This is a genomic window from Streptomyces sp. NPDC046335, assembly GCF_055587985.1.
The window spans coordinates 304,485-326,443 of sequence record NZ_JBVJFF010000008.1 but is presented as its reverse complement, the minus strand read 5'-3'; the positions used below and the strand labels follow the sequence as shown (position 1 = coordinate 326,443).

The 21,959-nt window shown below is 69.9% G+C and carries 22 protein-coding genes; 17 read left to right on the top strand and 5 right to left on the bottom strand.

The window, feature by feature from the left end; all coding sequences use genetic code 11:
- Nucleotides 1–44: 44 nt before the first annotated feature.
- On the bottom strand, nt 45–1,079 hold the full coding sequence (locus ACZ6JY_RS21660) for a chitinase (protein ID WP_469197740.1): 1,035 nt from the start codon (nt 1,077–1,079) through the stop codon (nt 45–47).
- A gap of 263 nt (nt 1,080–1,342) precedes the next feature.
- Here ACZ6JY_RS21660 and ACZ6JY_RS21655 point away from each other — a divergent pair, with 263 nt between their 5' ends.
- The 11 genes from ACZ6JY_RS21655 (at nt 1,343) to ACZ6JY_RS21605 (ending at nt 11,106) form a co-directional block, all read left to right on the top strand.
- On the top strand, nt 1,343–2,263 hold the full coding sequence (locus ACZ6JY_RS21655) for a hypothetical protein (protein WP_469197738.1): 921 nt from the start codon (nt 1,343–1,345) through the stop codon (nt 2,261–2,263).
- A gap of 102 nt (nt 2,264–2,365) precedes the next feature.
- Nucleotides 2,366–3,076, top strand: coding sequence for a Flp pilus assembly protein CpaB (cpaB, locus tag ACZ6JY_RS21650; protein ID WP_469197736.1), 711 nt, complete (start codon nt 2,366–2,368; stop codon nt 3,074–3,076).
- A 9-nt stretch (nt 3,077–3,085) separates the two neighbouring features.
- On the top strand, nt 3,086–4,717 hold the full coding sequence (locus ACZ6JY_RS21645) for an AAA family ATPase (RefSeq protein ID WP_469197734.1): 1,632 nt from the start codon (nt 3,086–3,088) through the stop codon (nt 4,715–4,717).
- Nucleotides 4,718–4,791: 74 nt separating this feature from the next.
- Entirely contained in the window at nt 4,792–5,118 is a 327-nt protein-coding gene (locus ACZ6JY_RS21640) for a TadE/TadG family type IV pilus assembly protein (protein WP_469197732.1), read from the top strand.
- Nucleotides 5,119–5,151: 33 nt separating this feature from the next.
- Complete coding sequence (locus ACZ6JY_RS21635; protein WP_469197730.1) at nt 5,152–6,489, top strand: CpaF family protein; 1,338 nt, start codon at nt 5,152–5,154, stop codon at nt 6,487–6,489.
- A gap of 259 nt (nt 6,490–6,748) precedes the next feature.
- The gene (locus ACZ6JY_RS21630; protein WP_469197728.1) at nt 6,749–7,696 is read left to right on the top strand and encodes a type II secretion system F family protein; all 948 of its coding nucleotides are present in this window, start codon (nt 6,749–6,751) and stop codon (nt 7,694–7,696) included.
- A 39-nt stretch (nt 7,697–7,735) separates the two neighbouring features.
- Nucleotides 7,736–8,623, top strand: a complete 888-nt coding sequence (locus tag ACZ6JY_RS21625; protein ID WP_469197726.1) for a DUF5936 domain-containing protein — start codon at nt 7,736–7,738, stop codon at nt 8,621–8,623.
- Between the two features lie 302 nt (nt 8,624–8,925).
- Complete coding sequence (locus ACZ6JY_RS21620) at nt 8,926–9,144, top strand: hypothetical protein (RefSeq protein WP_103557426.1); 219 nt, start codon at nt 8,926–8,928, stop codon at nt 9,142–9,144.
- 8 nt (nt 9,145–9,152) lie between these two features.
- Nucleotides 9,153–9,743, top strand: a complete 591-nt coding sequence (locus ACZ6JY_RS21615) for a pilus assembly protein TadG-related protein (protein ID WP_469198030.1) — start codon at nt 9,153–9,155, stop codon at nt 9,741–9,743.
- A gap of 32 nt (nt 9,744–9,775) precedes the next feature.
- Nucleotides 9,776–10,372 (top strand): hypothetical protein, encoded by a 597-nt coding sequence (locus ACZ6JY_RS21610; protein WP_469197724.1) that lies wholly within the window; start codon nt 9,776–9,778, stop codon nt 10,370–10,372.
- Nucleotides 10,373–10,380: 8 nt separating this feature from the next.
- A complete protein-coding gene (locus ACZ6JY_RS21605) occupies nt 10,381–11,106 on the top strand; it encodes an OmpA family protein (RefSeq protein WP_469197722.1) in 726 nt (241 codons plus the stop codon).
- Here the strand turns inward: ACZ6JY_RS21605 and ACZ6JY_RS21600 are convergent.
- Complete coding sequence (locus tag ACZ6JY_RS21600) at nt 11,096–11,536, bottom strand: nuclear transport factor 2 family protein (protein WP_469197720.1); 441 nt, start codon at nt 11,534–11,536, stop codon at nt 11,096–11,098. The two genes, ACZ6JY_RS21605 and ACZ6JY_RS21600, sit on opposite strands and share 11 nt — an antisense overlap.
- 197 nt (nt 11,537–11,733) lie before the next feature.
- On the opposite strand from ACZ6JY_RS21600, the gene ACZ6JY_RS21595 reads away from it, so the two are divergent.
- Nucleotides 11,734–12,681 (top strand): class I SAM-dependent methyltransferase, encoded by a 948-nt coding sequence (locus tag ACZ6JY_RS21595; RefSeq protein ID WP_469197718.1) that lies wholly within the window; start codon nt 11,734–11,736, stop codon nt 12,679–12,681.
- Between the two features lie 752 nt (nt 12,682–13,433).
- Here the strand turns inward: ACZ6JY_RS21595 and mgrA are convergent.
- On the bottom strand, nt 13,434–14,471 hold the full coding sequence (gene mgrA, locus ACZ6JY_RS21590; protein ID WP_469197716.1) for an L-glyceraldehyde 3-phosphate reductase: 1,038 nt from the start codon (nt 14,469–14,471) through the stop codon (nt 13,434–13,436).
- A gap of 200 nt (nt 14,472–14,671) precedes the next feature.
- On the opposite strand from mgrA, the gene ACZ6JY_RS21585 reads away from it, so the two are divergent.
- From ACZ6JY_RS21585 to ACZ6JY_RS21570, 4 genes are all read left to right on the top strand, one after another.
- Entirely contained in the window at nt 14,672–15,433 is a 762-nt protein-coding gene (locus tag ACZ6JY_RS21585; protein ID WP_447039602.1) for an isoprenyl transferase, read from the top strand.
- A gap of 330 nt (nt 15,434–15,763) precedes the next feature.
- Nucleotides 15,764–17,086 carry a PhoH family protein gene (locus tag ACZ6JY_RS21580; protein ID WP_469197714.1) on the top strand — a complete coding sequence of 441 codons (1,323 nt, stop codon included), beginning with the start codon at nt 15,764–15,766 and terminating at the stop codon, nt 17,084–17,086.
- Nucleotides 17,087–17,484: 398 nt separating this feature from the next.
- Nucleotides 17,485–18,213, top strand: a complete 729-nt coding sequence (locus ACZ6JY_RS21575) for an aggregation-promoting factor C-terminal-like domain-containing protein (RefSeq protein WP_469197713.1) — start codon at nt 17,485–17,487, stop codon at nt 18,211–18,213.
- Nucleotides 18,214–18,351: 138 nt separating this feature from the next.
- A complete protein-coding gene (locus ACZ6JY_RS21570; protein WP_469197711.1) occupies nt 18,352–19,698 on the top strand; it encodes an AI-2E family transporter in 1,347 nt (448 codons plus the stop codon).
- A 71-nt stretch (nt 19,699–19,769) separates the two neighbouring features.
- On the opposite strand, the gene ACZ6JY_RS21565 is transcribed toward ACZ6JY_RS21570, so the two are convergent.
- Together ACZ6JY_RS21565 and ACZ6JY_RS21560 are read right to left on the bottom strand one after the other, a co-directional pair.
- Nucleotides 19,770–20,300 (bottom strand): alkyl hydroperoxide reductase, encoded by a 531-nt coding sequence (locus tag ACZ6JY_RS21565; RefSeq protein ID WP_361181900.1) that lies wholly within the window; start codon nt 20,298–20,300, stop codon nt 19,770–19,772.
- A 15-nt stretch (nt 20,301–20,315) separates the two neighbouring features.
- On the bottom strand, nt 20,316–20,870 hold the full coding sequence (locus ACZ6JY_RS21560; RefSeq protein WP_447039608.1) for a peroxiredoxin: 555 nt from the start codon (nt 20,868–20,870) through the stop codon (nt 20,316–20,318).
- Between the two features lie 134 nt (nt 20,871–21,004).
- On the opposite strand from ACZ6JY_RS21560, the gene ACZ6JY_RS21555 reads away from it, so the two are divergent.
- Nucleotides 21,005–21,958, top strand: coding sequence for a LysR substrate-binding domain-containing protein (locus tag ACZ6JY_RS21555; protein WP_469197709.1), 954 nt, complete (start codon nt 21,005–21,007; stop codon nt 21,956–21,958).
- The last annotated feature ends 1 nt before the right edge of the window (nt 21,959 follow it).

Sequence of the window (21,959 nt, the reverse complement as noted above, 5' to 3'; positions counted from 1 at the left end):
GGGGAGCGGTGGCGCCGCCGTCCTCAAGTAGGGGGACGGGCGGGTTACGGGAGCGCGTGCACGTGCGCTCCCACGGCCTTGGACCAGGCGTTGCCCGCCGTGGCGTCCCAGTTGGTGGACCAGGCCATCGCGCCCCGGATGCCGGGGTAGGTCCTGGACGGCTTGAAGGTGCCGCACCCGGTGCCCTTGGCCAGGCAGTCCAGGGCGTCGTTCACCACGTCCGGCGAGACGTATCCGCCGCCGGCCGCGCGGGAGGAGGCGGGGACGCCTATGCCGACCTGCGAGGCGTCGAGGCCGTTCTCCAGCTGGATGCAGGCCAGTCCGGTGAGGAAGTCCACCGTGCCCTGGCTGTAGACCTTGCCGTCGCAGCCCAGCATCGAGCCGCTGTTGTAGTACTGCATGTTGACGACGGTGAGGATGTCCTTCACGGCGAGCGCTGTCTTGAAATACTCGTTCTGCGGCGACTGCATGTCGATGGTCTGCGGGGCCATCGTGAGGACGAAGCCCGGACCCGCCTCACCGGCCAGCGACTTCAGCGCCTGGGTCATGTACGTCGAGTCGAGGCCGTTCTCCAGGTCGATGTCGACGCCGTCGAACCCGTACTCCAGCATGAGCTTGTGCACGGACTCGGCGAACGCGTCCGCGGACGCCGCGTCGTCGACCGCCACCGCGCCCTTCTCGCCGCCGACCGAGATGATCACGGACTTGCCCGCCGCCTGCTTGGCCTTGATGTCGGCCTTGAACTGGTCGACGGTGTAGCCGCCGAGGCCCGCCGAGTCCAGGTCGAACGTCACCTGGCCGGGCGTGGCCGTGGCGTCCGCGAAGGCGACGGCGACGATGTCGTAGTCGTCGGGCACGTCGCTCAGCTTCTGCACCTGGGCGCCGTTGTCGAAGTTCTGCCAGTAACCGGTCACCGCGTGCGCGGGGACGGCGCGGGCCGAGGTGTCCGCGCGGGCCGAGGTGTCGACGGGCTGCGCGCCGGCCGTGCCGGCGCCGCTCGTGGAGAGGCCGGTGAGAGCCAGAGCCAGGGCCGAGAAGGCGCCGACGGCGGCTCCCGTCCTGCTGCGTGTGCGAACCACTGCTGCCTCCGTGGGGGGAGAGGAAATGAGGTGGGAGTAGGGGGAGTCGAGGTGTGGGGGGCGTGCTGGACGTACAAGCTGGTCCAGACCAATGCGGGATGTCAAGGCCTCACACATCACTTGGTGCACAGCGGGAAGCCCACGCGAAGCCCGCCGGAAACCCCACCGGAATCCCCCACCTCCACATGAACAGTGGGAAGTTGGGTGTCGAGTCGACCATGACGTGGATATGGTGCTGAGGCAGGAGTGCACGAGGACCGGGGGTGTACGCGTTGCCGACCGCCATAGCCGTCACCGGACCCGACTTGGTGCTGCCCTCGCCCGACCGGCACACCCCCTCGGCGGCCGTCCTCCAGTCCGCCGTGCAGTCCCCGCGGACGTACTCACTGGACCAGGCGCTCACCGAGATGGACACGCTCATCGAGCACCACGGGTACGTCGTCATCCTGTGCCCCGCCTCCGCGCCCCCGGCCGTCGCGCACCGGCTGCACGCGGTCCGTTCGGTCCTGGAGAGCGACCGCATCGCCGTCGTCCGCTCGGACCTGCCGCCGCTCGGCCTCGCCGTGCTCGCGCTCCAGCTCCGCCAGCTCTCGGTCTGCGACTTCAGCCCGGGCGTCCTCGCCTCCGCGGCCCGGCTCCTCTCGCACTACATCTACGCGGGCGCCCTGCTCGGCTCGGTCACCAAGCTGGACCGCGTCCCCGTCACCCTCCAGTCGCACGCCAAGTCCTGGCTGCCGGGCGCGCAGTTCGCCGTCCTCGCCACGCCTCGGCCCGAACTGGTCAAGGTCTCGGGCGACGGCGGGGCGACCCTGCCGGGACCCGGATTCGGTACGAGGATGCTGTACGCCCCGGGGCAACTGGCACCCGGCTGGGTCACCGAGACCCTGGCCCCCGCGTGGAACTGCCAGGGGGTCACCGAGGCGCGCCCGCCCGCCGAGTCCGCGCGCTGGTGGGCCACCGGCAAGGTCGTCGAGTTCGTGGCGGCCATCCCGGACATCTCCGTCCTGTACCAACTGGTGTCGTCCGTCCGCCGCGACGACTGCCACTGGTGCGGGCTCGAACTCATCGGCGACCGCTGCGCGTTCTGCGCGGCACCCCTGCCGCCGGTCATGGACCGCTCCTCGCCACCTCGGCGCACCCTCGCGCCGGGCGGCACGACCGCCCTGCCCCGCGGCGCCACCTAGCCGCCGCCCCCTCCTCGTACCCCGTACGCGACCTACGACCGAACACGCGCCACCACGCTCACCGTCCGTAGCCAACCGCACTCGATCGAGGTAGTCCGGCCCATGAACTCACGCCAGCGCCGCGGCGTCATCCTGCTGGTCCTCTCGGTCCTGTGCGCGCTCGGCGCGTTCGTGGGCGTGCTCTCGGTGATCCGTGACGTCAACTCCAAAGTGGGCCCCGAGACCGCGGCGTACAAGCTCAAGGACGACATCTCGCCCTACCGGGAACTGACCGCCGAGCAGTTCGAGAAGGTCGAGATGCCCGAGCGGTGGCTCTCCGACAACGCCGTCACCGACCTCAGCGAGATCCGCGGCAAGATCGCCGTCACCCAGCTCAAGAAGGGCTCGCTGCTCCAGTCCGACATGATCGTCCGGCGCCCCGAACTGGGCCCGGGGCAACAGGAGATCGCCATCCTGATCGACGCGGCGACCGGCGTGGCGGGCAAGATCACACCGGGCGCGAAGGTCAACATCTACGCCACCTTCAAGGGCGAGAGCGACAAGGCGAAGGACCAGTCCAAGGTCATCGTGGAGGGGGCCAAGGTGCTCGACGTCGGCAAGCTGACCCCGCTCGAACCGAACCAGGACGACCGCACGCGCCGCAGGGCGTCCGAGGCCGTGCCGATCACCTTCGCCCTCGGCACGGCGGACGCGCAGCGCGTCGCGTACGCCGAGTCGTTCGCGACCCACGTCCGGCTCGCCCTGGTCGGCGCGGGCGGCGACGCCACCGTGCCGCCGCGCGACCGTACGTACACCCTCGACGAGGACAAGTAGGAGGCTCGTATGGCCACCCGGATCCTCCCCGCCGTCGGGGACATCGAGGCCGCCCGCGCGCTGTCCACGCTCGCCGGACAGCTCCCCGACGCCGAACCCGCACCGGCCGTCGGGGACTCCACCGCGCTCCTCGACACCCTCGCCCGGCTCGCCGCCGAGTCGGTCGACGAGCTGCCGGAGGTCGTCCTCGTCCACGAGCGCATCGGGCCCGCCCCCGCGCTCGACCTCATCAGGGACCTCGTCCTGCGCTTCCCGGCCGTCGGCGTCGTCCTGATCACCGCCGACACCAGCCCCGAGCTGCTCACCGCCGCCATGGACTCCGGCGCCCGCGGCATCGTCGCCTTCCCGCTCGCCTACGACGCCCTCGCCGAACGCGTCCAGGCCGCCGCCGCCTGGTCCACGGGCATGCGGCGGCACCTGGGCGGCGGGGGCCTCGAACTGTACGGGGGGAGCGGCGCGGCAGGCCCGCCCGGCGCCGGCACGGTCGTCACCGTCAGCGGCGCGAAGGGCGGCGTAGGGACGACCGTGACCGCGGTCCAGCTCGCCCTCGCGGCCCAGGCGTCGGGGCGCTCGGCCGCCCTCCTCGACCTCGACCTCCAGTCCGGCGACGTCGCCTCCTACCTGGACGTGCAGTTCCGGCGCTCCATCGCCGACCTCGCCGCCATCAGCGACATCACGCCCCGCGTCCTCCAGGACGCCGTCTACACCCACGAGACCGGCCTCGGCCTGCTCCTCGCCCCCGCCGACGGCGAACGGGGCGAGGAGGTCACCGACCGGGTCGCCCGCCAGACCCTCGGCGCCCTGCGCTCCCGGTACGACGTCGTGGTCGTCGACTGCGGCGCCTACGTCACCTCGGCGAGCGCCACCGCCGTCGAGCTCGCCGACCACGCCCTGCTCCTCGTCACCCCCGACGTGGTGGCGGTCCGCGCCGCCAAGCGCGTGGTGCGGCTCTGGGACCGCCTTCAGGTCCGCAAGGCCGAGGAGACCCTCACCGTCGTCAACCGCCACGGCAAGGGCACCGAGATCCAGCCCTCCCTGGTGGCGCGCGTCACCGGCACCAGGACGGCCCGCACCACCGTGCCCGCCGCCTTCAAGGAGCTCCAGGCCGTGGTCGACGCGGGCCGCATGCAGGACCTGGAGAGCCGCTCCTCGGTCAAGCAGGCGCTCTGGGGCCTCGCGGGCGAACTGGGCCTCGTCGAACCCCGGCCCCAGGGCGGCGGCGGCAGGCGGAGCGCCATGTCCCTGCGCCGCAAGGCCGCGACCGGCGACCGGGGCGCGGTCACCCTCGAATTCGCCGCGATGTTCCCGCTGGTCCTCGTGGTCATGGCGATCCTCTGGCAGTGCGCGCTGTACGGCTACACGTACTCCCTGGCGGGGAACGCGGCGGACGAGGCGGCGCGGGCATACACGGCGGCGCGGGCCGCCGGTCAGGGTGCGGACGAGGCCTGCTCCTCGGCGGCGAAGAAGCACCTGCCCGGCGCTTGGCAGGACGCGGACGTCTCCTGCGGGGACGGAGGGGCGGTGTGGAAGGCCCACGTGTCGGTGGACGTGCCGGTGTTCTTCCCCGGCTTCGACGCGGGGTGGCACGTCGACGGGGAGGCGGGCGCGGCGAAGGAGGGCGAGGAGGGGGAGACGGGGTGAGGGCGTACGGGGTCTTCAGGGACCGCCACCGTGGTCGTGGTCGTCGCCGGCGCTGGGGCGATCGGGGCGTCTCCATGCTGGAGTTCGCCGGGTTCCTGCCGGTCCTGCTGCTCGTGGGCCTGGCGGCGATCCAGCTCGGCCTGGTCGGATACGCCGCCAACCAGGCGGGCTCCGGGGCCAGGGCGGCGGCCCGCGCGGCCTCGCAGGGTGACTCCGGAGAGGCCGCGGGGACGGCGGCCATGGACGGCGGCCTCGAATCCTCCGTCGGCGTCAGCCAGGGCGGCGACACCACGACGGCCACGGTGGAGGTGCGGGTCCCGACGCTGCTGCCCTTCGTCGACAGCGACTGGAGCGTCACCAAGGAGGCCACGATGCCGAACGACGAGGACGCAGGGGACTGAAGTCCCGTACCGCATGGGAGGTTGAAGGACGACATGAGCCTGCGCGACCGCGTGGCCCCCACCCGCCAGACCGAGCCGAGCCGTGACGACGGACTCGTCGCGGTCTACCGCTCCAAGCTCCTGGAGGAGATCGACCTCGCCGAGATGTCCTCGCTCACGGCCGCGGACCGCCGCGTCCGCCTGGAGCGCGTACTCGGCCACATCATCAGCCGCGAGGGCCCCGTGCTCTCCACCTCCGAGCGCGCCCAGCTCATCCGCCGCGTCGTCGACGAGGCCCTCGGCCTCGGCGTACTCGAACCGCTCCTCGCCGACGCTTCCATCACGGAGATCATGGTCAACGGCCCCGACTCCGTCTTCGTCGAGCGCAACGGCCGCGTCGAGCAGCTCCCGCTCCGCTTCGCCTCGAACGACCAGCTCATGCAGACGATCGAGCGCATCGTCTCCACGGTCAACCGCCGCGTCGACGAGTCGAACCCCATGGTCGACGCCCGCCTGCCCACCGGCGAGCGCGTCAACGTCATCATCCCGCCGCTGACCCTCACCGGGGCCACCCTCACCATCCGCCGCTTCCCGCGCGCCTACGCGCTGCCCGAGCTGATCGGCCTGGGCTCGCTCGACGAGCACATGCTGATGCTGCTGGCCGCGTTCGTGCGCGCCCGCTTCAACCTCATCGTGAGCGGGGGCACGGGCACCGGCAAGACCACGCTCCTCAACGCACTCTCCGGTCTGATCCCGGCCCACGAACGCATCATCACCATCGAGGACTCCGCGGAGCTCCAGCTCCAGCAGGACCACGTGATCCGCCTCGAATCCCGCCCGGCGAACGTCGAGGGCAAGGGCCAGATCACCATCCGCGACCTCGTACGGAACAGCCTCCGCATGCGGCCCGACCGCATCATCGTCGGCGAGGTCCGCGGCGGCGAGACCCTCGACATGCTCCAGGCGATGTCCACCGGTCACGACGGTTCCCTCGCCACCGTCCACGCGAACACGGCCGAGGACGCACTGATGCGCCTTCAGACCCTCGGCTCCATGTCGGAGGTGCAGATCCCCTTCGAGGCGCTGAAGGACCAGATCAACTCGGCGGTGGACGTGGTCATCCAGCTCGCGCGCCACAGCGACGGCTCCCGCAAGATCTCCGAGATCGTGCTGCTCGTCTCGCACGGCCGCCAGCAGTTCCGCATCGTCCCCGTCACCCGCTTCGTGCCCCGCCCGATCGGGCCCGACCGCGTCGTGCACGGCTACTTCGAGCACCTGCCGCTGCCGCGCGAGGTCGCCGACAAGCTGTACGGGGCCGGCGAACCGGTGCCACCGGCATTCGGCGTGGCCGACGCCGCAGACGTGATGAACACGAGGGAGGCGATCGGATGACCGCCGGTCGGCCGCGGCCGGGGGCGCGGGGTCCGCGGGGCGTGGCGCAGGGTCCGCGAGGCGGGGCGCGCTGTCCGCGAGGCTGGGCCTGCTGCCCGCAGGGCGGGGCGTACCGTCCGCGAGGCTGGGTCTGTTGTCCGCGGGGCGGGGCGCACGGTCCGCGAGGCTGGGTCTGTTGTCCGCGGGGCGGGGCGCACGGTCCGCGAGGCTGGGTCTGCTGTCCGCGAGACGGGGCGCACGGTCTTCGAGGCGGGGCGCGATGAACGAATCCGCGTTGTTGGCGCTCGGCGCCACGCTGCTCACCGGCACGCTCGCCGTCGCCGGAGTGCACACGTACGCCTCGGGGCGCGCCCAGCGCGAAGCCCTGGTGGACCGCCTCGCGCTAGGTCCCGGCAGCGGCGACGGCGGGCCGCCGGGCCGCACCCGCCGCTTCGCCGCCGTCGACCGCAGACTGCGCCGCACCCGCCTCGGCCGCGCGATCCACCTGCGGCTCTCCTCGACGGGCCTCGACCTGACGGCGGGGGAGTTCTTCACGTACGTGGTGGCGGTCGTCGTCGCCTTCTGGGCGATGGCCGCAGCGACGCTCGCCCCGTTCTTCGGGCCGATCGCGGGCGTCGTAGCGGTCTGGAGCGCGGTCGCGTTCCTCAACTGGCAGCGGCAGAAGCGCATCGAGGCGTTCATCAACCAGCTCCCCGACGTGGCCCGCATCCTCGCCAACGCCACGGCGGCGGGACTCGCCCTACGGACCTCCCTGGCGATGGCGGCCGAGGAGCTGGAGGCCCCGGCGGGCGAGGAGCTCTCGCACGTGGCCGACCAGCTCACGCTGGGCCGCTCGATCGACGACACCCTGGGCGAACTGGCGCGACGCCTGCCCTCCCGCGAGCTGATCGTCCTGGTCACGACGCTAGTCCTCTCGAACAAGGCGGGCGGCACGGTGGTCAACTCCCTCCGCAACCTCACGCAGACCCTGGAGGACAGGAAGGAGACGCGGCGCGAGGTCCGCACGATGCTGTCGGAGGTCCACGCGACGGCGTTCACGGTCCCGCTGCTCGGCCTGGGCTCCCTCCTCCTCATCAACTCGTCGAACGAGGGCGCGCTGGAGCGGGTGACCGGCTCACCGATGGGCCAGACGCTGATCCTGATCTCACTGGGCCTCTACGGAATCGGCTTCTTCGTGATCAGACGCCTGGGCAAGATCGAGGTCTGACCCCATGCCCGAGAACTGCTCTGCGAAGGAGTTACGTTGATGGCGCTGGCTCTGGCGGTGGTGATGGGCCTGGCCGTGGTGGGCGTCTGCCAGGGCATCCGCATGTACCGCGCGGACGCGAAGCTGCCCTCCGACCTCGCCGTGGCCCTGGAGGTCGGCGCGACCCGCGTCTCGGCGGCGGGCTCGGCGGTGGACCGCCTGGGGATGCGCTTCGCCCCGCTGGTGCTGCGCCTGATGGGACCGAAGCGGGTCGACGCCAAGCGCCGGCGCATCGACATGGCGGGCAACCCCGGCGGCCTCACGATCGACCGCTACGCGGCGCGCCGCGCGGTCTACGGAGTCTTCGGAGCCCTCCTCGGCCTCATCTTCCTCACCAACGGCTCCCCGCTCTTCGCCCTCCTGACCTTCGCCTTCGGCGCCACGGCCGCGGACGGACTGATCTGGCAGGCCATCCGCGAACGCCGCGAGGTCATCGACCGCACCCTGCCGGACTTCCTCGACGTCCTCGCGGTGGTGGTCTCGGCGGGACTCGGCTTCCGCCAGGCGCTGGACAGGGTGGCCGAGCGGTACGAGGGCCCGTGGGCGGACGAACTCCGCATCACCCTGCGCCAGATGGACATGGGCGTCAGCCGCCGCCAGGCCTTCGACGCGCTGCGCCGCCGCAACGCCTCCGAGCAGGTCGCCCAGTTCGTCTCCGCCCTTCAGCAGGGCGAGGAACTGGGCTCGCCGATCGCGGACACGCTCATCCAGATCGCCACGGACATGCGCCGCACCGACGCCCAGAATTCCCGCCGCAGGGCGGCGAAGACCATTCCCAAGGCGACGATGGTGACGCTGGTCTTCATGCTCCCCGCCACAATGATCCTTATCGCGTCGGGCATGTTCCTGGGTTCGGGCTCCGACTTCGGCTCCATTCTGGGACGTTGACCGACATGCCCACGATGCTGACCGCCATGCCGACATCGACTTCGCGAAACCCCTTCGCGGCTGCAACTCGATGTGGGACAGTCGATCCTGAGTTCGCGGTCGCGGTTCGCGGGAGGGGACTTCGTGCATGGTGATCTCACCGAGGGGGAAGAGAATCCGCCAACTTGCGGGGCCGGGGCGCACGAAAGCCCACCGGTTGCGCAGAGTTGCTGCCGAGCCACGTGTTGTCGCGTACGTTGCCCATGGCGACGCCGACGGTGGTCGCGGGGGTCGCGGAATCGGGTGGGAGAGAAGGGGCCGTCGTGCTGAAGGAACGCGTGCTCGAAGTCTGGGTGAACTGGACATTGACGATCGCGGGTCGCATCCGCGGGCGGGAGCGGGATGCGGGGGCGGGGTTTGTGGAGTATGCGGGGTTGATGATTCTTATTGCGGGGATCTTCACGTTGATCGACCAGCTGGGTCTGGACGGGACGATTTCCTCGGCGATAGGCGATGCGGTCGACGATGTGGTGGGCGGCTAGCGCACCACCTGCATGGCGACCAGGGGTCGACACTCCCTATCTACATCTGGCTGACGGGGATTCTGCTCTTTGTTGCGTTCGCCTTCTTCGCTTTCGCTCAAGCGGCCTCGGCGCGCAACGGCGCGCAGTCCGCCGCGGATGCGGCAGCCCTGGCCGCCGCGCAGGAGGCCAGGGAGGAACTGGTGGAGGGCCTTGGCCTGTCCATCGGCGAAGGCGGGGAATGGCTCGACTGGCTCGCAGGGGATGGGCCGACCGGTGCCGGTGCACAGGAGGCGGGTCAGTCGCTCGCCGCGCTCAACGACGCGAAGGCCACTGTCGTGGCGACCGAAGTGAACGGGTACCCCGGCTTTCGGGCCTTGGTCGTCACCAATTACACGGTGGGTGACTCGATCATTCCCGGCACGGAATCCCAGCACGCCAAGGCTGATGCCACTGCTGTCATCAAGCCGCGATGTGACGTCGGCCCGTCGGCCGACCCGGACGGGGCTGTGGAATTCACGTGCGACGGCGAAGAACCCATCGAGATCGACCCGGATGACTTCGAGCTGGACGATCTTCCGGAAGCGTCCGTTCTCTTCTCTGTCCACCTGGCCGACTGACCGGCGATCGACGAAAGAAGGAAGCCGTAGCCATGAACTCTCGGCGTACCCTCACGGCCCGTCGGGCGATGACTGCTGTAGCAATCACGACCGGGCTCGTCCTCACGATGGTTGGTTGTGGTGGTGGGGATGACGGAAACGGTAAGGCAGAAGAGCCTGCCCCGTCCGCTTCTTCAGGACAGAAGGACAAGGGCAGTGACGAAAAGGGGCAGACGGATAAGCCCTCCGGCGGCGAGGCATTGGCGGAGGCCAAAGACGGGGACATCAGTGTGAAGATCAGCTCCGCCCTCCGTGACGGAGGCGGGTTCGTCACGGTTTCCGGAACGGTGACGAACAACGGGAGTCGGTCCTGGATGGGAGCGGACTGGGCAAGCGATGAGCGGGAGCTCAGGTCGAACGGTGGCTCACTTTCCGGGGCCAGCTTGGTCGACAACAAGGGGAAGAAGAAATACCTCGTCCTCAGGGACACGTCGGGGCGCTGCCTTTGCACCAAGTTCAATGGGCGTGTGCGGCAGGGAGACTCCGCGAACTGGTTCGCCCAGTTCCCGGCACCGCCGGAAGGCACCGACAAAGTCACCTTCCAGGTGGGGGCCATGCCACCCGCCCCCATTGAGATCTCCGAGGGGTGAGTAGAGCCATGAGCCGCCACCCCCTCACCCGCACCACAAGCACCGCAGGGACCGTCGTCCTCGCCGCTGCTCTGGTGTTCACGCTCGGGTCCGGGCCCGTACGGGCGGACGAAGGGGACCCCAGCGCGCCCCCGGGCAGTACCACCAGCTCCCCGCCCCCCGAAGTGGACTCCAACAGCCCCGGCCTCAAGCTCGCCGACGGGGCGACCCTCGCGCCCGCCAAGGTGCTGGACATCAAGTCGGTCGTCGAGGACCTCGGCGGCGAGGAGCGGCGCGAGGACACCAACACGGACGTGAAGTTCGCGCTCCAGGCGGAGGTGCTGTTCCCCAAGGACAGCTCGAAGCTGAACCCGGACGCGACCGCCCGTATCAAGGCGATCGCGGCGGAGGCCGAGGCGCAGAAGGCCACTGACGTGCGGGTCTTCGGGTTCACGGACAACCTCGGCTCGTACAGCCACGGCAAGAAGCTCTCGCGCCGGCGCGCGGAAGCAGTCCACGACGAACTCGCGAGCCACCTGGGCCCCCAGGTCACCTTCTCCGTACGCGGCTACAGCGAGGACTACCCCATCGCGGACAACGGCTCCGAGGAGGGCCGCAAGAAGAACCGCCGGGTGGAGGTCTCGTTCCCGCGCGGAGCGACCGGTACGGGGACCGGCGCCGGCGCCGGCACTGACGCCGGCAGCGAGAGCGGGCCCGCGGGGGACTCCGGTACGGAGGACGGGGTCAGCGGCTGAGCCAGGGATACCGGTCCGCGTCCCCGCCCCCGTAATCCGGGTCCAAGTAGATGAAGCACCGGTGGATCAGCCAGTCCCGGATCTCGAAGACGTCACAGAAACGGCCGCCGCCCCACTCGGGCACGCCCGCCCGCCACGGCCCGTCCCGGTGCTCACCGTGGCTTGTGCCCTCGCAGACCACCGTGTCGGCGCCGGAGAAGATCCAGTTGAAGCCGGCGTAGTGGTGCGTGATGGAGCGGATGGTGCCGCCCACGTCGCCGAACATGCGGGCGATCTGCGCCTTGCCGTCGGCCAGGCCCCACTTGGGGAAGTAGATCTGGGCGTCGTCCGCGAAGAGGTCGAGGAGGGGCGTGCCGTCGGCGGTCTTGCCGCCCCGGTCGAAGGCCTTGAGATAGGCGAGCGCGACCGACTTCCGCTGTTCGTCCGTCATGGTGTGCCGGGTCACTGTCACATGGGGGAAGTCTGACGACTGGGTGCCGCGCGTCAAGGGCGGACACCGAGAACCCGGCATCGAGAACCCGGCATCGAGAACCCCGCGACCCCGCACCCCCCGGTGCCCCGCGCCCCCCAGCCCCACCGCACGGAAACCCAGATGTAGCAAGGCAGCCGCAATGCCAGGATTGCTCCATGAGCCCCGAGCCCTCCGACTTCACCGGCCGCACGGCTGACCCCAGCCTCACCCCGAAGCCGTACCCGGACCCCAACCCGAGCCCCACCCCTGACGCCGGCCCCGCCCCCCGCAGCTTCGACGAGCTCGTCGCGGAAGGGGAAGCCGTTCCCACTGCCGGGTGGGACTTCTCCTGGTTCGAGGGGCGGGCCACCGAGGCGCGGCCCTCGTGGCGGTATGCCGAGGCGATGGCGCGGCGGCTCGCCGGGGCTTCGGCCGCGCTCGACATTCAGACCGGCGGCGGTGAAGTGGTCGCGTCGGCCGCCACCCTGCCGCCGCTCACGGTCGCCACGGAGGGCTGGCCCGCGAACGTCGCCAAGGCCACCGCGCTGCTGCATCCGCGAGGCGTCGCGGTCGTGGCGTCACCGGAGGACGCGCCGCTGCCCTTCGCGGACGGCGCCTTCGACCTGGTCACCAGCCGGCATCCGGTGAAGGCCCACTTCGACGAGATCGCCCGTGTGCTGCGCCCCGGCGGCACGTACTTCGCGCAGCACGTCGGGCCCGCCAGCGTCTTCGAGGTGGTCGAGTTCTTCCTCGGGCGGCAGTCCGATGAGGTAAGGAACGGGCGCCATCCTGAGGTGGAGCGCGCCGAGGCCGAGGCCGCGGGGCTTGAGGTCGTGGACCTGCGGGCCGAGCGGCTGCGGATCGAGTTCTTCGACGTCGGCGCGGTCGTGCACTTCCTGCGCAAGGTCGTGTGGATGGTCCCGGACTTCAGCGTGGAGAAGTACCGGCCGCGCCTGCGCGAACTGCACGAACAGATCCAGGAGCAGGGGCCCTTCGTCGCCCACAGCACCCGCCATCTCTTCGACCTGCGCAAAGGCGGGGCCAACCAGAGCGGGGCCAATCAGAGCAGGGCCAACCAGAGCAGGGCCAATCAGCGCGGGAACGAGCAAAGTGGGGCCCATTAGAGCTGGCTGTCCGGTTGATGGGCGATCCGGGCAAATGGCGCTGATATCGCACCCCACCCCGTAAGCAACAAAATCGAAGCCGTGATTCCGCATCGTTATCAATACTGGCTCGATCCTCCCCTCGGCGTCTTGTAAGTTCAGACCAACGGTAATTCGCGTGAGCAAAGCTGCGCGTGTGGTGCCGTGCGGTGGAGGGGGCCGCGCGGCGCCGCCGGCCGTCTTCCGGCCTCGCGCTCGACGATCCGCGCCCCGCGCACGACGGTCCACGCGCCCCGCAGGCGCCGTTAGCGCCGGGGACACCCGACGCGTCAAGCGCGTGAGGCATTTGGGGGTCACTCCTCGGAGTGTCGCCCCGCTCGGCCGGAAAACGCCCCAGAACCCGGGATTCCGCGGTGGATACGGGGCCGCGCAGTCGTCGCACGGTCTCGGAGAGTAGTTGTGGCACGCCGATGCACCCGGGATCACTTACGAAGGGTTATGGTGGAAACCCCCCCTCGGGCCGGTCCGTCTCCCCCCCACGGACCGGCCCGATTTTTTGTGCCCGGACTCGGGAACGGGGTCAGACCCGGCCGCGAGCCGACTGCCGACCCGGGCCCCGCCCCGGCCGCGAGCCGCCCCAGCCGCCGAGCCGACAGCCGAAACAGCCGACCGCCGAGCCGACAGCCGACCGCCGACAGTCGAGCCGACAGCCGACAGCCGACAGCCGACAGCCGACAGCCGACAGCCGACAGCCGGCAGCCGGCCCCCCGCCCTCAGCCCCGCCCCGCCCAGATGTTCGTGCCCGGCGTCGACACGGCGAAGGTGTCGATGGCCGTCAGTTCCTCGTCGGTGAGCTTCGGGCCGGCCAGTGCCGCCACGTTCTCCTCGAGCTGCTTGACGCTGGACGCGCCGATCAGCGCCGAGGTCATGCGCTCGTCGCGGAGCACCCAGTTCAGGGCGAGCTGGGCCAGGGACTGGCCGCGGCCCGCCGCGATGTCGTTCAGGCCGTTGAGGCGGCGTACGACCTCGTCGCTCAGGAGGTCCGGGTCGAGGGACTTGCCCTGGGTGGCGCGCGAACCCTCCGGGATGCCCTTCAGGTACTTGTTGGTGAGCAGGCCCTGGGCGAGCGGCACGAAGGAGATGCAGCCCATGCCGGCCGCCTCCAGCGTGTCGAGGAGGCCGTCGTCCTCGGTCCAGCGGTTGATCATCGAGTACGAGGGCTGGTGGATGAGGGCGGGGACGCCCATCTCCCGCAGCAGGCGCGCCGCTTCGGCGGTCTGCTCGCTGTTGTAGGACGACACGCCGACGTAGAGCGCCTTGCCCTGCTGGACGGCGGACGCGAGCGCGCCCATCGTCTCCTCCAGCGGGGTGTCCGGGTCGAAGCGGTGGGAGTAGAAGACGTCGACGTAATCCAGGCCCATGCGGGACAGCGAGGCGTCGAGGGACGACAGCAGGTACTTGCGGCTGCCCCACTCGCCGTACGGGCCGGGGTGCATGAGGTAGCCGGCCTTGGTCGAGATGATCAGCTCGTCGCGGTACGGGGCGAAGTCCTGCGCGAAGAGCTTGCCGAAGTTGAGCTCGGCGGAACCGGCCGGCGGACCGTAGTTGTTCGCCAGGTCGAAGTGCGTGACGCCCAGGTCGAAGGCGCGCCGCAGGATCGAGCGCTGGGTGTCCAGGGCCTTGTCGTCGCCGAAGTTGTGCCAGAGGCCGAGGGAGACCGCGGGCAGCTTCAGGCCACTGCGGCCCGTGCGCCGGTACTCCATCGAGTCATAGCGGTCGGATGCCGCGCGGTACAGAGACGTGTCGTTCATGGGTATGAAGCTACTTCAGCCGTCTGCCGTAGGACTTCGAACACCGTCAGTACTACTTCGGCCAAACCCCGCCCGGGCCGCTTCAGCCACGTGCGCACCGAGTTTCTGGGGGCGGCCCGCACAGCGGTAGGGTGTCGCCCTCGGGGCCTGCCCTACGCACCCCCCTTGAGGACCGCCATCTGCTGGAGGGGCTGACACACGTGAACCTGCGCGACCTGGTGTACGGACTTTACGCACGCCGGGTGGAAGGCCGCCTCGATCACGACCAGGTGCCCAAGCACATCGGCGTCATCCTGGACGGCAACCGCCGCTGGGCGAAGGCGTCCGGCGGGACCACCGCGGAGGGCCACCAGGCGGGCGCGTACAAGATCGAGGAGTTCCTCGGCTGGTGCGCGGAGACCGACGTCGAGGTCGTCACGTTGTGGATGCTCTCCACCGACAACTTCGACCGGCCCGACGACGAGCTGACGCCGCTCCTCGGCATCATCGAGGCCACGGTCCGCTCGCTCGTCGCCGACGGCCGCTGGCGCGTGCACCACGTCGGCGCGCTCGACCTGCTGCCGGCCCGCACCCAGAGCGTCATGAAGGAAGCCGAGCAGGCCACGCACGGCAACACCGGGATACTGGTCAACGTGGCGGTCGGCTACGGCGGCCGCCAGGAGATCGCCGACGCGGTCCGCTCGCTGCTCCTGGAGCACGCCGAGAACGGCACCAGCCTGGAGGACGTCGCGGAGAGCGTCGACATCGACCTGATCTCCAAGCACCTCTACACCAGCGGCCAGCCGGACCCCGACCTGGTGATCCGTACGAGTGGGGAACAGCGTCTGTCCGGGTTCATGCTCTGGCAGTCCGCCCACTCCGAGTACTACTTCTGCGAAGTCTTCTGGCCGGCCTTCCGCAAGGTCGACTTCCTGCGTGCGCTGCGTGACTACGCGGCCCGCCACCGCCGTTACGGGGGCTGACCCGTACCACCCCATGAGGTCGGGGTAATCCAGAGTTAACCAACGCGTCGTCATATGCCCTGGCATGGCTGCGCTTGTTCGAGGGAATAACCCTTCCAGGTCGGCGTCCCAGCAGTATCCGACAGGGACGTCGTATCTCAGCGGGCGGCACAAGGCCGTCCGCCCGGGAGGCCCTTTGCACCAGGACGACCGTGTGGACAGCACGGGCGACATGGAGGGCCGGTCCTCGGCCCGCGCATCGCGGCCGTGTCCGGCCTGGATGACACCCGCCAGCCGGCCCGGCATCCCTCCCGTCGCTCCCCGACCTCATCCGAGGGGGTACGTCCTTCCGTGGTGACCAGCACGAAGCGCCGCATGCCCGACAGGCGCACCTATGTTCTCGACACCAGTGTCCTGCTGGCCGATCCGAACGCCCTGACCCGCTTCGACGAGCACGAAGTCGTGCTGCCGGTCGTCGTGGTGACGGAGCTGGAGGCCAAGCGGCACCATCCGGAGCTCGGCTACTTCGCCCGGCAGGCGCTGCGCCTGCTGGACGACTTCCGTATCCGGCACGGCCGCCTGGACGCCCCGATCCCCATCGGGGACCTGGGCGGCTCACTGCGCGTCGAGCTCAACCACTCAGATCCCGGCGTGCTCCCGGCCGGCTACCGGTTGGGGGACAACGACTCACGGATTCTCGCGGTGGCCCGCAACCTCCAGGCCGAGGGGTACGACGTCACGGTCGTCTCCAAGGACCTGCCGCTGAGGATCAAGGCGTCCTCGGTCGGGCTGCTCGCGGAGGAGTACCGCGCCGAGCTCGCCATCACGGACTCCGGCTGGACCGGCATGTCCGAGCTGACGCTCTCCGCGGAACAGGTCGACCTCCTCTTCGAAGAGGACACCCTGTACGTGCCCGAGGCCGCGGACCTTCCCGTACATACGGGCCTCACCGTCCAGTCGGAGCGCGGCAAGGCCCTCGGCCGCGTCACACCCGAGGGCAACGTCCGTCTCGTACGCGGTGACAGGGAGGCCTTCGGCATCAAGGGGAGGAGCGCCGAGCAGCGGATCGCGCTCGATCTGCTCCTCGACCCGGACATCGGGATCGTCTCGATGGGCGGGCGCGCGGGCACCGGCAAGTCGGCGCTCGCGCTCTGCGCGGGCCTGGAGGCGGTCCTGGAGCGCAGGCAGCACCAGAAGGTGATGGTCTTCCGGCCGCTGTACGCGGTGGGCGGGCAGGAGCTGGGCTATCTGCCGGGCACCGAGGCCGAGAAGATGGGCCCGTGGGCGCAGGCGGTCTTCGACACGCTCGGTTCGGTGGCGGGCAAGGAGGTCATCGAGGAGGTGACCGCGCGCGGGATGCTGGAGGTCCTGCCGCTCACCCACATCCGCGGGCGCTCGCTGCACGACGCGTTCGTGATCGTGGACGAGGCCCAGTCGCTGGAGCGGAACGTCCTGTTGACCGTGCTGTCCAGGATCGGGGCGAACTCCCGTGTCGTCCTCACCCATGACGTCGCCCAGCGCGACAACCTCCGGGTGGGGCGGTACGACGGAGTGGTCGCCGTCGTGGAGAAACTGAAGGGTCATCCGCTCTTCGCGCACGTCACGCTCACGCGCTCCGAGCGTTCCCAGATCGCGGCCCTGGTGACCGAGATGCTGGAGGACGGGCACATCTAGGCCAGTTCACGGTAGTCGCACCGCAGTTGGCGCCGCCCGGCGAAGCGAAGGAGCCTAGCCGGGCGGCGTCTTGCTGCGCCCCCTTTTCCGAAAAACTCCTGGGGCAAACGGAGTGTGAGCTTTAACACGCAACAGAGAATTGCCTTGCGGCGTCCGGCTGGGGCAGAGTCTCAGTCCTGTCAGGCCCCGCATGCGACACACGAGTACCCCCAGCGGTACGAAACAACAGAACTTCATAGTGGCCGTCGCATGCCGCCCGAGCACCACGCGGCTCTCCCTGTACGGGAGTTGCCCACCGGGTCCGTGCCTCCCGTGACCGATCGCAAGCGGAGGCCAGTGCCAGGGGCACGATTGCGTCCGCGAGGTCACCTATGCGGGCGATGCTGGAAGGAAATCGTGTGAGCCGGATCTCGGTCCGGGGATTCGCCGTGGCGTCAGCCACCGCGGTCACCACCGTCGGCGCTGTCGTGGGTGTTGCCTCGGGCAACACCCAGCCCTCGAACTCCAACGACTTCGAGGCAGCGGCAAGCGACGCGACGCTCCTCGCAGACATACCCGCGGGTCAGCAGGCCCAGGTCCAGACCGCGTCCCTGACGCAGCAGGCCGACGCGCAGGCCATGGCCGCCGACACCGCGGCGAAGAAGACCGCAGCGGAGGAGGCCCGCAAGCAGGCCGCCGCCTCGGCGATCGAGAAGCAGAAGGCCGCGGAGAAGGCGGAGGCGGCCGAGAAGGCCGAGAAGGCCGCCGCCAAGAAGGAGCGTGAGGACAAGCTCAAGGCCAAGGCCAGCCGCTCGTCCTCCCGCGACGCCTCCAGCTTCGCGCCCCAGAGCTCGTACACGGTCTCCCAGGTCAAGGCGATGGCACGGCAGATGGTCCCCGGCGACCAGTTCCAGTGCTTCAGCAACATCGTCAACCACGAGTCCACGTGGAACTACAAGGCCCAGAACGCCTCTTCGGGCGCCTACGGCCTCGTACAGGCGCTGCCCGGCACCAAGATGGCCTCGGCGGGTGCCGACTGGCAGACCAACCCGGCCACGCAGATCAAGTGGGGCCTGAACTACATGAACGACCGCTACGGAAGCCCGTGCGGCGCCTGGAGTTTCTGGCAGGCGAACAACTGGTACTAGGCCGCGCCCCGGCCGTACCGCGCTCGACCTCGCGAGACCCCTCACCGTTCCTTCGGTGGGGGGTCTCGTCCATGTACGGTCGGTCCGGACGGCTTCCAGGGGGGAGTGGCGCGGATTGACGGGGGTAGAGGACGGATCATGTCGCGAGTGCCAGGGTGGCTCGGCCGGGTCGGTGCCGGACTGAGCGAGATGGGCGAGCGGTTGAACGAGCAGCGCCGCGACAACGACGCGGGCTCGGACGCCGACGAGCCGCGGGATTCCGTGCACGAGGAGCAGGAGCAGGAGCACGTCCCGCCGCCTCCCGCGTACGCGCCGGACATAGCGGCCAGACCGGAGCCCGTGGCCTCCATCCCGTGGGGCATGCGTGTCGCCGCGGAGGCCGGCTGGCGGCTGCTCGTCCTCGCGGGCACCCTCTGGGTCCTGATGAAGGTCATCAGCGCGGTCCAGCTCGTGGTGCTCGCCTTCGTGGCCGCGCTCCTCATCACCGCACTGCTCCAGCCCACGGTGGCCCGGCTCAGGCGGGTCGGGCTCCCGCGCGGTCTGGCGACGGCGGTCACGGCGATCCTCGGCTTCGTCATCATGGGCCTGGTCGGCTGGTTCGTGGTCTGGCAGGTCATGGAGAACGCCGACGAGCTGTCCGGGCAGATCCAGGACGGCATCGAGGATCTGCGCAAGTGGCTCCTCAACAGCCCGTTCCACGTGACCGAGGACCAGATCAACGACATCGCCAAGAGCCTGCGGGACGCGGTCGGCGCCAACACCGAGGAGCTCACCTCGGCCGGCCTCGAAGGCGTCACGGTCATCGTGGAGGCGCTGACCGGCATCCTGCTCGCGATGTTCTCGACGCTCTTCCTGCTGTACGACGGCAAGCGCATCTGGCAGTGGTTCCTGAAGCTGATGCCCGCCCAGGCCAGGCCCGGCATAGCGGGAGCGGGGCCGCGGGCGTGGCGCACGCTCACCGCGTATGTGCGCGGCACGGTGATAGTGGCCCTCATCGACGCCATCTTCATCGGCCTCGGCATCTACTTCCTCGGGGTGCCGATGGCGGTGCCGCTCGCCGTCATCATCTTCCTGGCCGCGTTCGTGCCGCTGGTGGGTGCCGTGGTCTCCGGCGCCCTCGCGGTGGTCGTGGCGCTGGTGACGCAGGGCGTGTTCACCGCGGTGATGGCCCTGGTGGTGGTCCTCGCGGTGCAGCAGATCGAGGGGCACATCCTCCAGCCGTTCATCCTGGGCCGCGCGGTGCGGGTGCATCCGCTCGCGGTGGTCCTCTCGGTCGCCACGGGCAGCATGATCGCCGGGATCGGCGGTGCGGTGGTGGCGGTGCCGCTGGTGGCCGTCACGAACACGGTCGTCGGCTATCTCAGGGCGCACGCCCGTGAGGCCGCGCTTAAGCAGTCGCCGCAGCCGCGCGGCGCGACCGCGCTGGACACCGCGTCGACGGGGCCGTCCGCGCCGGGGACCGCCACGGAGAACCGGGCGCCGTAGGGCCCGGACACAGCGAAGCGGCCCGGTCCGAAACCAAGGTTTCGGACCGGGCCGCTCACGCGTGCGGCGGGTTACGCGAGGACGTCCTCGGAGTCCAGCGTGACGCCGACCGCCTGGATGACAGCGGCGATCTTGAAGGCTTCCTGGATCGTCTCGCGGTCGACACCGGCCTTGCGCAGGACCTGCTCGTGCGAGTCCAGGCACTGGCCGCAGCCGTTGATCGCGGAGACCGCGAGCGACCACAGCTCGAAGTCGACCTTCTCGACCCCGGGGTTGCCGATGACGTTCATCCGCAGACCGGCGCGCATCGTCCCGTACTCCGGGTCGGAGAGCAGGTGACGCGTGCGGTAGAAGACGTTGTTCATCGCCATGACGGCGGCGGCCGACTTGGCGGCCGTGTACGCCTCGGGGGAGAGGTTCGCCTTCGCCTCGGGCTCCAGCTCGCGCAGCACCTTCGGGGAGCGGGACGCGATGGCGCAGGCCAGCACGGTGCCCCAGAGCTGCTGCTTCGGCAGGTCCGAGTTGCCGATGACCGAGCCGAGGTTCAGCTTCAGGTCCTTGGCGTAGTCCGGAACGGCGGACTTCAGTTCGTCGAGTGCCATGTCAGAACCTTCCGTTCACTCGCCCGAGAGGAGCGCGACCGGGTCCAGGGTCTCGTCGCCCTGGGTCCAGTTGCAGGGGCAGAGCTCGTCCGTCTGGAGGGCGTCGAGGACCCGGAGGACCTCCTTGGGGTTACGGCCCACGGAACCGGCGGTCACCATCGTGAACTGGATCTCGTTGTTCTGGTCGACGATGAAGACGGCGCGCTGCGCGAAGCCGTCCTCGCCCTCGATGCCGAGGTCACGCATGAGCTCGTGCTTGGAGTCCGCCAGCATCGGGAAGGGCAGGTCCGTCAGGTCCGGGTGGTCCTTGCGCCAGGCGTGGTGCACGAACTCGGAGTCACCGGAGAAGCCGAGGATCTGGGCGTCACGGTCGGCGAACTCGTCGTTCAGCTTGCCGAAGGCAGCGATCTCGGTGGGGCACACGAAGGTGAAGTCCTTGGGCCACGCAAAGACGATCTTCCACTTGCCCTCGTAGGTCTTGTGGTTGATCTGCTCGAACTCCGAGCCCTTCTCCAGGGAGACACAGGCGGTCAGGTCGAACTCGGGGAACTTGTCACCGACAGTGAGCACACGTACTCCTTGCGACGAAGAAAATCCCTTTTGGGGAGTTTCCTGAGGGGTTGGACTGATCCTCGATGTTGGCACAGGGTGCATTGATTAGGGAAATAGCTAGAGTGGGTCATGTTGATCGGAGGTGCTTATCAGTGCGAGCCATAAATAGGGGCAAGCAGCCCAGCGGCAAACAACCGAGCCTGGCACAACTGCGCGCCTTCGCGGCCGTGGCCGACCACCTGCACTTCAGAGACGCGGCAGCGGCGATCGGAATGAGCCAGCCGGCCCTGTCCGGAGCCGTCGCGGCCCTGGAAGAGGCACTGGGTGTCAAGCTCCTGGAGCGGACCACCCGCAAGGTGCTGCTCTCGGCGGCGGGGGAGCGGCTCGCCGTGCGGGTCGGGGCGGTCCTCGGCGAGGTCGAGGCGCTCATGGAGGAGGCGGACGCCGTCAAGGCGCCGTTCACCGGTGCGCTGCGGCTCGGCGTGATCCCGACCGTGGCGCCCTATCTGCTGCCCGCGTTCATCACCCTCGTCCACGAGGCCTACCCCGACCTGGACCTCCAGGTCCACGAGGAGCAGACCTCGTCGCTGATCGAGGGGCTCACGGCGGGCCGGCTCGACCTGCTGCTCCTCGCGGTGCCGCTCGGGGTGCCGGGCGTGACGGAGCTGCCGCTCTTCGACGAGGACTTCGTCCTGGTCACGCCCCTGGACCACTGGCTCGGCGGCCGTGAGGGCATCCCCCGCGAGGCGCTGAAGGAGCTGACCCTGCTGCTCCTCGACGAGGGGCACTGCCTGCGCGACCAGGCCCTCGACATCTGCCGCGAGGCCGGCCGCGCCGAGGCCCCGGTGACCACCACCGCGGCCGGGCTCTCCACCCTCGTACAGCTGGTGGCCGGCGGGCTCGGCGTGACGCTGCTGCCGCGCACCGCCGTGCGCGTGGAGACCAGCCGCAGCAACCAGTTGCTCACCGGGTACTTCGCCGACCCCGCGCCCACCCGGCGGATTGCCCTCGCGATGCGGACGGGGGCCGCGCGGGCCGCGGAGTACGAGGAACTGGCCGAGGCGCTGAAGGGGGCCGTACGGCCGCTGCCGGTACGGGTGGTGTGAC

Excerpts from the sequence above, each read along its gene's own strand:
- cpaB (WP_469197736.1), top strand. The coding sequence starts at position 2,366 with ATGAACTCACGCCAGCGCCGCGGCGTCATCCTGCTGGTCCTCTCGGTC.
- ACZ6JY_RS21645 (WP_469197734.1), top strand. The coding sequence starts at position 3,086 with ATGGCCACCCGGATCCTCCCCGCCGTCGGGGACATCGAGGCCGCCCGC.
- ACZ6JY_RS21640 (WP_469197732.1), top strand. The coding sequence starts at position 4,792 with ATGCTGGAGTTCGCCGGGTTCCTGCCGGTCCTGCTGCTCGTGGGCCTG.
- ACZ6JY_RS21635 (WP_469197730.1), top strand. The coding sequence starts at position 5,152 with ATGAGCCTGCGCGACCGCGTGGCCCCCACCCGCCAGACCGAGCCGAGC.
- ACZ6JY_RS21630 (WP_469197728.1), top strand. The coding sequence starts at position 6,749 with ATGAACGAATCCGCGTTGTTGGCGCTCGGCGCCACGCTGCTCACCGGC.
- ACZ6JY_RS21625 (WP_469197726.1), top strand. The coding sequence starts at position 7,736 with ATGGCGCTGGCTCTGGCGGTGGTGATGGGCCTGGCCGTGGTGGGCGTC.
- ACZ6JY_RS21610 (WP_469197724.1), top strand. The coding sequence starts at position 9,776 with ATGAACTCTCGGCGTACCCTCACGGCCCGTCGGGCGATGACTGCTGTA.
- ACZ6JY_RS21605 (WP_469197722.1), top strand. The coding sequence starts at position 10,381 with ATGAGCCGCCACCCCCTCACCCGCACCACAAGCACCGCAGGGACCGTC.
- ACZ6JY_RS21600 (WP_469197720.1), bottom strand. The coding sequence starts at position 11,536 with ATGACGGACGAACAGCGGAAGTCGGTCGCGCTCGCCTATCTCAAGGCC.
- ACZ6JY_RS21595 (WP_469197718.1), top strand. The coding sequence starts at position 11,734 with ATGAGCCCCGAGCCCTCCGACTTCACCGGCCGCACGGCTGACCCCAGC.
- mgrA (WP_469197716.1), bottom strand. The coding sequence starts at position 14,471 with ATGAACGACACGTCTCTGTACCGCGCGGCATCCGACCGCTATGACTCG.
- ACZ6JY_RS21570 (WP_469197711.1), top strand. The coding sequence starts at position 18,352 with ATGTCGCGAGTGCCAGGGTGGCTCGGCCGGGTCGGTGCCGGACTGAGC.
- ACZ6JY_RS21565 (WP_361181900.1), bottom strand. The coding sequence starts at position 20,300 with ATGGCACTCGACGAACTGAAGTCCGCCGTTCCGGACTACGCCAAGGAC.